The 11,880-nt window shown below is 73.0% G+C and carries 11 protein-coding genes; 7 read left to right on the top strand and 4 right to left on the bottom strand.

Annotated elements, in window-relative coordinates:
- Window positions 1-15: 15 nt before the first annotated feature.
- Window positions 16-375, bottom strand: a complete 360-nt coding sequence (locus ACPT94_RS11735) for a hypothetical protein (RefSeq protein ID WP_360334987.1) — start codon at window positions 373-375, stop codon at window positions 16-18.
- 231 nt (window positions 376-606) lie between these two features.
- Window positions 607-1,386, bottom strand: coding sequence for a DUF3050 domain-containing protein (locus tag ACPT94_RS11730; protein ID WP_425245775.1), 780 nt, complete (start codon window positions 1,384-1,386; stop codon window positions 607-609).
- A gap of 207 nt (window positions 1,387-1,593) precedes the next feature.
- On the opposite strand from ACPT94_RS11730, the gene ACPT94_RS11725 reads away from it, so the two are divergent.
- From ACPT94_RS11725 to ACPT94_RS11695, 7 genes are read left to right on the top strand one after another with little or no spacing between them, the layout of a single operon-like run.
- Window positions 1,594-2,172, top strand: coding sequence for a putative antibiotic biosynthesis monooxygenase (locus ACPT94_RS11725; RefSeq protein WP_360334991.1), 579 nt, complete (start codon window positions 1,594-1,596; stop codon window positions 2,170-2,172).
- Window positions 2,173-2,202: 30 nt separating this feature from the next.
- Window positions 2,203-4,461, top strand: a complete 2,259-nt coding sequence (pabB, locus tag ACPT94_RS11720; RefSeq protein WP_425245774.1) for an aminodeoxychorismate synthase component I — start codon at window positions 2,203-2,205, stop codon at window positions 4,459-4,461.
- Window positions 4,458-4,616 (top strand): hypothetical protein, encoded by a 159-nt coding sequence (locus ACPT94_RS11715; protein ID WP_425245773.1) that lies wholly within the window; start codon window positions 4,458-4,460, stop codon window positions 4,614-4,616. Before pabB ends, ACPT94_RS11715 begins: the two co-directional genes overlap by 4 nt.
- Complete coding sequence (locus ACPT94_RS11710) at window positions 4,613-6,244, top strand: benzoate-CoA ligase family protein (protein WP_360334997.1); 1,632 nt, start codon at window positions 4,613-4,615, stop codon at window positions 6,242-6,244. The genes ACPT94_RS11715 and ACPT94_RS11710 overlap by 4 nt, the downstream gene beginning before the upstream one ends.
- Before the next feature lie 23 nt (window positions 6,245-6,267).
- Window positions 6,268-7,833, top strand: coding sequence for a class I adenylate-forming enzyme family protein (locus tag ACPT94_RS11705; RefSeq protein ID WP_425245772.1), 1,566 nt, complete (start codon window positions 6,268-6,270; stop codon window positions 7,831-7,833).
- The gene (locus ACPT94_RS11700) at window positions 7,830-9,008 is read left to right on the top strand and encodes an FAD-dependent oxidoreductase (protein ID WP_425245771.1); all 1,179 of its coding nucleotides are present in this window, start codon (window positions 7,830-7,832) and stop codon (window positions 9,006-9,008) included. The genes ACPT94_RS11705 and ACPT94_RS11700 overlap by 4 nt, the downstream gene beginning before the upstream one ends.
- 13 nt (window positions 9,009-9,021) lie before the next feature.
- Window positions 9,022-9,816 (top strand): aminotransferase class IV, encoded by a 795-nt coding sequence (locus ACPT94_RS11695; protein WP_425245770.1) that lies wholly within the window; start codon window positions 9,022-9,024, stop codon window positions 9,814-9,816.
- A gap of 95 nt (window positions 9,817-9,911) precedes the next feature.
- Here the strand turns inward: ACPT94_RS11695 and ACPT94_RS11690 are convergent, their stop codons facing one another.
- Together ACPT94_RS11690 and pdxR are read right to left on the bottom strand one after the other, a co-directional pair.
- The gene (locus ACPT94_RS11690; protein ID WP_360335003.1) at window positions 9,912-10,397 is read right to left on the bottom strand and encodes a carboxymuconolactone decarboxylase family protein; all 486 of its coding nucleotides are present in this window, start codon (window positions 10,395-10,397) and stop codon (window positions 9,912-9,914) included.
- A 72-nt stretch (window positions 10,398-10,469) separates the two neighbouring features.
- Entirely contained in the window at window positions 10,470-11,858 is a 1,389-nt protein-coding gene (gene pdxR / locus ACPT94_RS11685; RefSeq protein ID WP_360335005.1) for a MocR-like pyridoxine biosynthesis transcription factor PdxR, read from the bottom strand.
- Window positions 11,859-11,880 lie beyond the last annotated feature (22 nt).

Genomic DNA, 11,880 nt, shown 5'->3' with positions numbered 1-11,880 from the left:
TCCTGTGGGTTGGGGTCAGCCGCCGGAGCTGCCGCCGTCGCCGCCGCCGAAGCCGCCGCGGTCGACACCGCCGCCGCTGCTGCCGCCGCTGCTGCTCGAACCGCCGGATCCCTTGCCGGGCTTGCTGAAGGAACCGCCGTCGACCCAGGAGCCGCTCTTCTTGCCGCCGTAGTACCAGACGCCGCCGGACGAGGTCTTCGTGGACTTGCAGTTCTTGTCGGAGACGACCTTGTATCCCTTGGCGAGGGTGTAGCTGTCGCGGTCGACGCAGCGCTTGTCGGGGTCGGAGGAGCAGGCGGTGAGGGCCGCGGCGAGCAGGCCCACGCCTCCGAGTACGACCGTGCCCGAGCGAAGTTGCCGACGTGTGTCCGCCATGTCCCGTCTCCCCGTTGTGTGCCGCAGGTTGTCGCAGTTTCCGGCGGTCAGCCTAGAGAGTCGGTGGGAGAGCGGGGGCCACGGGCCCCTGGGTCCGCCGCCCGCCTGCAACCTTTTTGCACCGTTTGGGACGGGTGCGTTCCCCGCGAGGGGCTGAAGCCGCCGGCTCGACGCGGTCGAGGGGGGCGTGCTCTCGGGGTGGGGCCTTGGCGGCCGAGAGGCCTGCGCCCGTCAGGTCATGGCTTCCGTGATGCCGTCCCACAGGCGGGCCCTGGCCCGCAGGGCGAGGGTCGCCGTGTCGACGGCTTCCTGCCAGCGTGTGTCGTCGGTGCCGCAGAGGTCGGCCACCATCTGCATGGCCATGGGGGTGTGCTCCTCGCCGTCGACCTCGATGTGGCGGGCGAGGTAGTCGCAGAAGAGGGGGAACCGGTTTGTCCCCTCCTTCTTGATCACCTGGTCGAACATGTCCGGGATGAGGTCCTCCCGGGAGAAGGCGAAGGCGGCCGCCCGGCAGTGCAGTGGTGCGTCGGTGATGATGCCGAACGTCGTGCGCACGAACTCGGCCGCCGGCTCGGGGACCTGGGCGACGCGCAGCGCCGGTGACACCTCGTGGCCCTCCTCGAGCAGCGCGAGGAACGTGTCGATCCGGGTGGTGTCGGCGCCCGCCTCGGCCATGCCCGCGCGATACAGCTCGAAGTGGCTGGTGAAGCCGCCGTTCAGCTCGTCGCTCTCCTCGACCAGCACGATGTCGTTGATCAGCCGCCGGCCGACCGCGGAGCCGCGCGGCACCCAGGGGACGTCGACGCAGGTCAGGTCCCGCTGCAGCGACTTGAGGAGGGACATGAAGTCCCACACCGCGAAGACGTGGTGGGCCATGAACGTGGCCATGCGTTCCCGGGTGTCTATTCGCTGGTAAATGGGGTGGGCGGTGACTTCTTTCCGCACCGTTTCGATCTCGGAACGCGCCCGTTCGATTCCATCGTGGGTCAGATTCCAGTCGTACCTGGACATGAATCTCCTTCGATCCGGAACGCCGATCGTGCACCTCTTCCAACTCACCGGCAACCGCTTCCAGGAATTCCGGGAAAGTTACCCGCAGTACCAATCGACAGAAGATGCCAAGTCCGTCGAAAAAGCCGTCAAGGGTCACGATCCGGACAGTCGTAGAAGTTTGAACGAACTGTGAACGCGGGGCCGTTCCCTTGCGTACTCAAGACCGTGACCAGTAATCCCGTCACCGTCACCCTGGCCTTTCAGGTGGCGCCGGGCCACGAGGCCGACTTCCACTCCTGGGGGTGGGCCATGCTGGGCGCGAGCGCGCGGCAACCGGGCTTCATGGGGGGTGGTGTCCTCGTCGACCGAGAGGCGGAGTGGCATGTGGTCTATCGCTTCGCCAGCGAAGGCACGGCTCGGGCCTGGGAGGACTCGACCGCCCGAACGGAGTGGGACAGCCGGGTCGAGCGGTTCGCCCGGCGGACGGGGCGCAGGAGCGTGCGGGGCTCCCAGACCTGGTTCGAGTCCCAGACCGCCCAACCCGCCGCGCCCGCACCGCCGAAGAAATGGAAGCTGTGGTTCGTGAATATGAGCGCCGTGTTCCCGCCGGTGCTCCTGTTCAATCTGATCGTGCTCCCCTATCTCGGCGGCCTCAATCCGTTCGTCCGTACGCTGCTCTTGTGTCTGTGTGTGACAGCTCTTGTCACCTGGATTCTCATGCCGCGGCTCCAGCGTTTCTTCAAGAAATGGCTGTATCCGCCGCTCCAGGCGCTGCGCGGACGTCACAGACGACGGACCGCATAGGCCCGAGAACGACCAAAGGGAGGTGGGCGGGTGAAGACCCTGCTCATCGACAATTATGATTCGTACACGTACAACCTGTTCCAGCTGATCGCCGAGGTCAACGGCGAGGAGCCGGTGGTGATCCTCAATGACACCCCGGCCGACGCGATTCCCGATCTCGCGCGGTTCGACAACGTGGTGGTCTCACCGGGCCCGGGGCACCCGGCCGAGGCACGGGACTTCGGGATCAGCGCGCGGGTGCTCGCGGCCGCCACGATCCCCGTGCTCGGCGTCTGCCTGGGCCACCAGGGCGTCGCCCTGGGCGAGGGGGCCCAGGTGGGGCCGGCGCCGGAGCCGCGGCACGGGCATCTGTCCACGGTCCGGCACGACGAGCGGGACCTGTTCCAGGGACTGCCCCAGGGCTTCACCGCGGTCCGCTACCACTCCCTCGCCGTGCGCGAGCCGCTGCCCGCGACGCTGGAGGCCACCGCGTGGTCCGAGGACGGCGTCCTGATGGGGCTGCGGCACCGCAGCCGGCCGCTGTGGGGACTGCAGTTCCATCCGGAGTCGGTCCTCACCGACCACGGCCACCGCATGCTCGTGAACTTCCGCAACCTCACGGCCGAGCTGGCCCGCAAGCCACGTACGAAGAACACCGCCGTCACCCCGTCCGCGGCGGCGATCCCCCGCCCCGCGGTCCCCCGTCCCGTGGCCGCCCGCTCCGCGGACGTCCCGCCGAGTGTGACCGTCCCGCGGCCCCGGCGCGCCGAACTCCCGGTCTACCGCCTGCACACCCGCCGCATCGCCACCGCGGTCGACGCGGAGGCCGCCTTCACCCGCATGTACGGCTCCTCGCCACGCGCGTTCTGGCTGGACAGCTCCCGGGTCGAGCAGGGGCTCTCCCGCTTCTCCTTCTTCGGTGACGACAGCGGCCCCCTCGCCGAGTTCGTCCGGTACGACGTCGAGGCCGGCCGCTGTGAGATCGAGCGGGCCGGGCGGCCCCCGCGCAAGGTCGCGGCGAGCGTCTTCGACTACCTCAAGCGGCAGCTGAGCAACCGCCGGGTGGACGCCACCGGGCTGCCCTTCGACTTCACCGGCGGATACGTCGGCTACTTCGGCTACGAGACGAAGGCCGACTGCGGCTCCCCGAACCGCCACCGGTCCACGACGCCGGACGCGTGCTGGCTGTTCGCCGACCGGCTGATCGCGGTGGACCACGAGGAGGGCTTCACCTACGCGGTCTGCCTGGCGGAGGACACCCCGCAGGCCGCGCGGGAGGCTGCCGACTGGCTGGAGAGCGCGGTGGCCCAGCTCACCTTCGTGTCCCCGGACCCGGACCAGGCGCCGCCGCCCGGACCGGCCGAGCCCGACCTCGGTGCCGCCGAGCCGTGGCTGGTCCGCGACCGGGCGACGTACCTCGCGGACATCGAGGCCTGCAAGCGGGAACTGCGGGCGGGCACCAGCTACGAGATCTGCCTGACCGACGCCGCGCGTTTACCCGCCCCGTCCGACCCGTACGGCTTCTACCGGGAGCTGCGCCGCGCCAACCCCGCGCCGTACGCGGCCTTCCTGCGCTTCGGGGAGCTCGACGTGGCCGGTTCCTCCCCCGAGCGCTTCCTGCGGATCACCCGGGACGGCGTCGCCGAGGCCAAGCCCATCAAGGGCACCGCGCCACGCGGCGACACCCCGGAGGAGGACGCCCGGCTGCGGGACGCGCTGGCGGCCGACGCCAAGACGCGTGCGGAGAACCTGATGATCGTCGATCTGCTCCGCAACGACCTGGGCCGGGTCTGCCGGACCGGGACGGTGCGGGTCTCCCGGCTCATGGCCACCGAGTCGTACGCCACCGTGCACCAGCTGGTCTCCACCGTCGAGGGCCGGCTGCGCGAGGGCACGGACGCGGTGGACTGCGTCCGCGCCTGCTTCCCCGCCGGGTCGATGACCGGCGCGCCGAAGCTGCGCACCCTGGAGATCATCGACTCCCTCGAGACCGAGGCCCGCGGTGTCTACTCCGGCGCCCTCGGCTACCTGGGGTGCAGCGGCGGCGCCGACCTGGCCGTCGTGATCCGCACGGCCGTCCTCGCCGACGGTCTGCTGCACCTGGGCGCCGGCGGCGCGATCGTCCTCGACTCGGATCCGGCCGCGGAGTACGACGAGATGCTGCTGAAGACAGCGGCCCAGATGCGGGCCCTGCGAGCCGTGCGGGAGCGGGAGACGTCCGAGGGGGCGGTTCCGGCGGGCACACGTCGGCTGCGCACGCCCGGCGACCGGTCGCCCGTCCCCGCCACACCGGAGGAGGCCGCCCGATGAACACCCCGGATCGCACCACCGCCGCACGGCCCACGGACGCACCGCCTCCGCGGGACACCGACACCCCACGAGCCGCGACGACTCGGACCTTCACGGTCGTTCCCCTGGCCGCCAAGGCTTCGCGCCCGGCCACCGCCGAGGAGGCCGCCCGATGAAGAGCCCGCGTACGACGACGGCCGCACGGCGCGCGGCCACACCGTCGGCTCGTAACACCGACACCGCGCGAGCCGCGACGGCTCGGAACGTCGGTGTCGCTCCGTCGGCCGGCAAGGCCGCGTGCCCCGCCGCTCCCGCGGCTGCCGCCCCCGGCAATCTCGCCGCCGGGCTCGCCGCGTTGGCCGAGCTGCGGGGGTGGACGGAGCGGGCCGCGTTCCGTCAGGGGCATCGGGTCTGGACGCACGGGGAGGTGCACGCGCTCGCGGCTCGGGCGGCCTCCGTGCTGCGGGATCAGGGGGTGCGTCCCGGTGACCGGGTGGTGCTCGCGCTGCCCGACGGGGTCGCCTGGGTGACGGCCTTCCTCGGCGTCGCCCGGCTCGGGGCCGTGGCGGTGCTGGTCAACCCGGAACTCCCCGCCGCCGAGCACGCGTTCCTGGCGCAGGACAGCGAAGCCGTGCTGTGTGTGACGGGGCCGGGCCTGGAGGACGGGTTCGCCGGCCTGGCGGGCCTCGGCGCCGACCAGCTGCTCGCGCTCAGCGCCACCGCCGAGCCGGCCGACGCCCATCAGGTCGACGCCCACGCTCCCCTGTACATCCAGTACACCTCCGGCACCACGGGCCGCCCCAAAGGCGTCGTCCACACGCACGCCGACCCGAAGGCGTACCACGACCTGATCGGCCGGCGGCTGCTGCGGATCACCCCCGACGACGTGACCCTGTCGGTCTCGAAGCTGTACTTCGCCTACGGCTTCGGCAACGCCTTCGTCTTCCCGCTGTTCTCCGGCTCCTCCGCCGTGCTGGTGGACCGCCGGCCGACCCCGGCCGCCGTCGACGAGCTCGTCGCCCGGCACCGGGTGACCCTGCTCTACTCCGTGCCGTCCGCCTACGCCGCGCTGGTCGCCGACCGGGGCAGCGGGCACGAGGCCTGCTTCGCCTCGGTGCGCGCGGCGGTGTCGGCCGGCGAAGGGCTGCCGGTCGAGCTCGGGCGGCAGGTGAGCGAGCTGCTCGGCGCGCCGGTCCTCGAACAGATCGGCTCCACCGAGGCCGGGCACGCCTTCTGCGCCAACGGCGTCGACCACAACCACCCGGGCACCGTCGGCCGCCCCGTACCCGGCTTCGAGGTGGAACTGCGCGACCGTGCCGGGCGCCCGGTGCCGGACGGCGCGGAGGGCGAACTGTGGGTGCGCGGGCCGACGGTGACGCCCGGCTACCTGAACCGGCCCGAGGAGACGGCCCGCACCCTGGTCGGCGGCTGGCTGGCCACCCACGACCGGGCCCGCCGCGAACCGGACGGCACCTACCGGCACCTGGGCCGCAGCGACGACATGGAGATGGTCGGCGGTATCACCGTCTCCCCGCTGGAGGTGGAGGCCGTGCTGCGCACCCACCCGGCGGTCAAGGAGGTCGCGGTCGCGGCGGTGACCGACGGGCGCGGCGTCAGCCGGCTGCGTGCCTTCGTCGTCCCCGTGGCAGGGCCGGCGGCCGGGCTGCAGGACGACCTCCTCGGCCTCGCCCGCGACCGTCTCGCCGCCTTCAAGGTCCCCCGCAGCGTCAGTTTCGTGACGTCACTGCCGCGGACCCCCACCGGAAAGCTCCGCCGCCACCTGGTCCGCCAGGCCGCGTGGTGAGCCCAACAGAAAGGAGCGGTCCCATGCCCCAGCAGCCCCTCTTCAGCGACCGCGCGTTCTATCTCGGCCCGGTGTTCCGCCGTGCGGCCGACCGTCACGGCGCCGTCCCGGTCACCCTGGACCGCCCGCTGGACGTCGCCCCCGAGCTCGGTGTGGATCTGGGTTACCCCGTGCTCGCGGACCTGGTCGAGGACCTGTCGGGCCGCCTGTGGGAGGCCGGGGTACGGCCCTCGGAACAGGTGGTCGTCCACAAGACGGACAACGTCGACATCGTGCTGCTGGCCTGTGCCGTGTCCCGGATCGGCGCCGTGCCGGTGCTGCTGTCGCCCGCCCTGGCCGGCCCGGTCGTCGGGCAGCTGCTCGGTCGGCTGCGCCGGCCCTGGCTGATCACCGACCGGACCCGGCTGGAGGGCCCGCTGAAGGACGTCGACGTCGCCGCGCTCGTCCGGGGGACGCTGTCCGTGGACGACGCGCCCGGCGCCGTCCGGCTGGAGAAGTACGCCGGCGCCGAACCGCCGGCGCCCGTCCGGCTCCACCCCCGCGAGCCTTCCCTGATCACCCACAGCTCGGGCACCACCGGTGTCCCCAAGCTGGCCGTGCACTGCGCGAACACCATGTGGAACCGGCTCGTGCCGCAGCAGGCGATGGGCTGGCCCACCCGCGGCGAGACCGCCGCCCTGCACATGTCCTTCGTGCACTCGCGCTTCTACCATCTGCTCGGCGTCCTGCTGCACTTCGGCAGCCCGCTCGTGCTGATCACCGACCCGGAGCCGGCCACGGTGGGACCGCTGCTGACCCGGCACCGGCCCGGCATCGTCGAGACCCACCCCAACACGTTCGTGCTGTGGGAGGAACTGGCCGACGCCCCCGGAGCGCCGCTGTCCCGGGTGCGGTCCTACGGCTCCACGTTCGACGCGATCCATCCGCGCACCGTACGACGGCTGCTGGACGCCTCGAAGCGGCGTACGCCCTGGCTGATCCAGCTGTACGGGCAGAGCGAGACGGGGCCGGTGGCGTTCCAGTGGTTCACCCGGCGCAGTGCCGCCCGCGCGGACGGCCGCCGCGTCGGGATCGGGATACCCGGCTTCACCCGGGTCCGGGTCACCGACGACCACGGCAGGCGGGCCGCGCCCGGCACGCCCGGCCGGATCGAGGCCCGCACGAGGGGCCGCATCCTCACCTACCTCGGCGCCCGGGAGCAGTACGAGCGCCAACTCGACGGCCAGTGGTGGCAGATGGGCGACATGGGCTACCGCAGCCGGCTGGGCGCCCTGCACCTCATCGACCGTGAGGTCGACCAGATCGACGCGGTGCACAGCAACCTGGAGGTCGAGGACACGCTGATGTCCCGCTTGGAGGAGCTGCGCGAGGTCGTCATCGTGCCCGGCGCGGACCGGGAGCCGGTGCCGGTGGTGTGCGTCCGGGGCGAACGGCCGCTGGACCCGGACCGCTGGCGGGAGGCCACGGCCGACCTGCCCACGATGGCCGAGCCGCGGCAGTGGCGGTTCGAGGAGCTGCCGATGACCGCCACGTGGAAGGTGAAGCGGGTGGAGATCACCCGCATGCTGGCCGAGGGTGCGCGCGCGTGAACGAGGTGGTGGTGGTCGGCGCCGGTCCCGTGGGCCTGTCGGCGGCGCTCGCGCTGCGGGCCCGCGGGCTGGACGTCGTCCTGCTGGAAGCCGACCCGAAAGACCGCGAACGGCCGGGCAGCCGGGCCCTGTTCGTGCACCGGGAGACCCTCGGCCTGCTCGACGGGATGCAGCCGGGGCTCGCCGCCGAGATCGCCTCGTACGGGCGGACCTGGCAGACCAGGCGCACCCTCTACCGGGGGCGTGAGGTGTACTCCCGGACCTTCCCGCCGCCCTCGGGACGGCCGCCGTTCACCAGCCTGCGCCAGCTCGACACCGAGCGCTTCCTGCGGGCCGCCTGCGAGCGGGCGGGGGTGGAGTCCGTGTGGGACGCCCGGGTGACGGACGTGAGGGTCTCGCCGACGGATGTCGTGCTGACGGGCGAGGACGGGCGGGAGTGGAGGGCCGGCTACGCGGTCGCCGCCGACGGCGCCCGCTCCACCCTCCGGCACGCCCTGGGCATCGCCATGGAGGGCAGTCACGCCGAGGGGTTCCACGTCGTCGTCGACGTGGCCGACGTCCCGGGCGCCGAGCTGCCGCTGGAGCGGGTCTTCCACTACGAGCATCCCGGTGTCGGCGGACGCAGTGTGATGCGGGTGCCGTTCACCGGGGGCTTCCAGGTCGACCTGCAGTGCCGCGACGACGACACCCGGGAGGCGTACGGCACCGAGGAGGCCGTACGGGCCTGGCTGCCCTCGGTGGTCGGAGAAGGGTACGCGGAGCGGATCCTGTGGGTGTCGACGTACCGCTTCCTGCACAAGGTGGCGGCCTCGTTCACGGATCCGCACCGGCGGGTGCTCCTCGTCGGGGAGGCGGCGCATCTCTTCCCGCCGTTCGGCGCGCGCGGCATGAACAGCGGCATCGCGGACGCGGCGGCGGCCGCGGAGGCGATCGCCGCGGGGTCGGCGGAGGCGGTCGCCTACTTCGACGCGTCCCGGCGTGCGGCGGCCCTGTTCAACAGCTCGGCCGCCGCGGCCGCGCTGGACCACCTGCGGCCGCGGCGCCGGATCGTGCGGGTCAAGCAGCGCGCGGCGGCGGCTCTCGCGCCGGTCCTGCCGTGGTGCGGGTCGTGGCTGGAGCACGCGCCGTACGGGCCACGGCACGGGGCGCCGGTCCTCGCGGGCCGCAAGTACTGAGGAAGGAGCGTCGGTGGCACAACCGGGGACGGTGGAGGAGCTGTTGGCGTGGACGCCCGGCCGGGGCCTGGCGTCCGGCGCGGCGGCCGGCGGGCGGTTGCTCGTGGCGGACTCGTGGCTGGTGCGCGACGGCCGGGTGCGCGGTCTCGACCGGCACCGGGAGCGCTTCGCGCGGTCCTGCGGCGAGTGCGGCGGGCCGTCGCCGCGCCGGCTCGTGGAGTTCTGGCGGGACATGACGGACGCGCTGCCGCGCACGGGCGAGTGGTTCCCGCGGGTCGAACTGGCGGCCGGTTCCCTGGAGTTGCGGCTGCTGCTGCGACCCGCTCCCCCGCTCGGCACCGGAATCCGGGTCTGGGCGGCGGGACAGCCCGATCCGCGTACCGTCCCGCGCCGCAAGGGACCGGATCTGGAGGCGCTGGCCCGGGTCCGGCGGCGGGCGTCCGGTGCGGGCGCGGAGGAGGCGGTGCTGATCGGGGCCTCCGGCGCGGTGCTGGAGGCGACCACCGCCGGCGTGCTGTGGTGGGAGGAGGACACCCTGTGCCTGCCCTCGCCGCGGCTGCCCGTCCTGCCCAGTGTGACCCTCGGCCTCCTCCAGGAGCGGGCCTGGCGCCTGGGCCTGCGCGTCGCCCACCGGGAGCGGACGGTGGCCGAGCTGGACGGCCGTGAGGTGTGGCTGGTCAACGCCCTGCACGGCATCCGGCCGGTGACCGAGTGGACGGGACGGCCGATGACGGCCGGGCCGGCGGTGCGCGCCCCGGAATGGCGGCGATGGCTGGACGACGCGACGGAGCCGCTGCCGACCCACTGAATTTCCGCACAGAACCCCGTCGAGTTCCATACGGAAAATTGCGCCGGATCGAATGAGATTCGACCCGGCACAATTTTCGCTGCCTGAATTCTGTTTTACTTCTGGGCGGGCTGATAGGCCCCCGGAACCATGCGGGTCGCGATGGCGATCCGGTTGTAGGCGTTGATGACGGTGGCCGCCCAGATCAGTGCCGCGATCTGCTCCTCGTCGAAGACCTCCGCGGCCTGCGCGTACACCGCGTCCGGGACGTGCCCGTCGTGCACCAGGGTGACGGCCTCGGTCAACGCCAGTGCGGCGCGCTCCCGTTCGGTGAAGAAGGGGGTCTCCCGCCAGGCGTTCAGGGCGTAGACGCGCTGCTCGGTCTCGCCCTGGGCGCGGGCGTCCTTGGTGTGCATGTCGAGGCAGAACGCGCAGCCGTTGATCTGCGAGGCGCGGATCCTGATCAGTTCCAGGATTTCCGGTTCGACCTTGGCGTCCTGGGCGGCGGAAACGGCGGCGCCGTGCAGGGAACCCATCGCCGCCGACACGTCGGGGGTGATTTTCTTGAGGGCGACGCGGGATATGGAATCGCTAGTGCTCATGGGGTGACTCTAACCGCATTACGGGATTCCTGGAAACGAGAACTCCCCGATTCACGGTGATGCACGGCCCGATTATTCGGGCAGCACCGCGCACAACGCGTCCAGCGCCCCCGCCCAGGCGTGGTCCGGCGGGGTCGCGTACCCCACCACCAGCGCGTCGCACGGCTCGACGGTCGCGTCGGGGTGCCGGTGGCGGTGCAGCCCGTCCACGGCCAGCCCCTGCCAGGCCGCCGCCCGCAGCGCCGCCCGCTCGGTGCCCGGCGGCAGCCGCAGGACCACGTGCAGGCCGGCCGCGATGCCGGTGGCCCGGACCGACGGGGCCCGCCGGGCCAGCTCGGCCACCAGGGCGTCCCGGCGGCGCCGGTAGCGCAGGCGGGCCGCGCGGATGTGGCGGTCGTAGGCGCCCGAGGTGATGAACTCCGCCAGCGTCAGCTGGTCCAGCACGCCGCAGGTGTCGATGCCGCCCTTCGCCGCCGCGGCCTCCCGCACGAGGGTGGGCGGCAGCACCGTCCAGCCCAGCCGCAGGCCCGGGGCCAGGGACTTGCTCGCGGTGCCCAGATGGACGACGTGGTCGGGGTCCAGGCCCTGGAGGGCGCCGACGGGCTGGCGGTCGTAGCGGAACTCGCCGTCGTAGTCGTCCTCCAGGACCAGGCCGCCGGTGCGCCGCGCCCACTCCACGACGGCCGCCCGCCGGTCGCGGTGCAGCGGCACGCCCATCGGGAACTGGTGGGCGGGGGTGAGCAGCACGGCGCCCACGTCCCCCAGCGCCCCGGGGTCGGTGCCCAGTGCGTCGAACGGCAGGGGTGCGGTGCGCAGGCCCGCCGCCCCCAGCAGCCTGCGGTGCACGTCGAGCCCGTACGACTCGACGGCGACCGTGCGCACCCCGCGCGCCCGCAGGACCGCGCCGAGGATCTTCAGGCCGTGGGAGATGCCCCCGCACACCAGGACACGGCCGGGGTCGGTGCGCACGCCCCGCGCCCGGGAGAGGTAGCCGGCGAGCGCGGTGCGCAGTTCGCCACGGCCGCGGGGGTCGCCGTAGCCGAAGGCGTGGTACGGGGCCGAGCTCAGGGCACGGCGGGCGGCCCTGAGCCACTCGGTGCGCGGGAAGGAGGCGAGGTCGGGCATGCCGGGCCGCAGATCGTAGGCGGGCTGGTCGTGCTCGCGGGGGCCGGGAGGCGCGCCCGTCGGCGGCACCACCGTCCGGTCGGCGACCCGTGTGCCGGAGCCCTGACGGGCGGTGAGCCAGCCCTCGGCGACGAGGTCGGCGTAGGCGTCGGCGACCGTGTTGCGGGCGATGCCCAGGTCGGCGGCGAGGGAGCGGGACGAGGGCAGCCGGGTGCCGGGGGCCAGGCGGCCGGTGCGGACGGCCTCGCGCAGGGCGTCGGTCAGCCCGCGGCGCAGGCCGGGACCGGTCGGTTCCACATGCAGGTCGACGCCGAAAGTGGCCCAGGTTTCCGCCATGGAAATGGACCATACCCGTGGG

Origin of the sequence: Streptomyces aurantiaciflavus, from assembly GCF_049808595.1 — a bacterium.
In the GTDB taxonomy this organism is placed as follows: Bacteria; Actinomycetota; Actinomycetes; order Streptomycetales; family Streptomycetaceae; genus Streptomyces.
The sequence above is the reverse complement of the archived record's forward strand: the minus strand, read 5'-3'. Positions and strand labels throughout refer to the sequence as shown.

Bases quoted from the DNA above. Each gene is read 5' to 3' on its own strand.
- ACPT94_RS11710 (WP_360334997.1), top strand. From the start codon at position 4,613: ATGAAGAGCCCGCGTACGACGACGGCCGCACGGCGCGCGGCCACACCG.
- ACPT94_RS11730 (WP_425245775.1), bottom strand. From the start codon at position 1,386: ATGTCCAGGTACGACTGGAATCTGACCCACGATGGAATCGAACGGGCG.
- ACPT94_RS11705 (WP_425245772.1), top strand. From the start codon at position 6,268: ATGCCCCAGCAGCCCCTCTTCAGCGACCGCGCGTTCTATCTCGGCCCG.
- ACPT94_RS11735 (WP_360334987.1), bottom strand. From the start codon at position 375: ATGGCGGACACACGTCGGCAACTTCGCTCGGGCACGGTCGTACTCGGA.
- ACPT94_RS11715 (WP_425245773.1), top strand. From the start codon at position 4,458: ATGAACACCCCGGATCGCACCACCGCCGCACGGCCCACGGACGCACCG.
- pdxR (WP_360335005.1), bottom strand. From the start codon at position 11,858: ATGGCGGAAACCTGGGCCACTTTCGGCGTCGACCTGCATGTGGAACCG.
- ACPT94_RS11690 (WP_360335003.1), bottom strand. From the start codon at position 10,397: ATGAGCACTAGCGATTCCATATCCCGCGTCGCCCTCAAGAAAATCACC.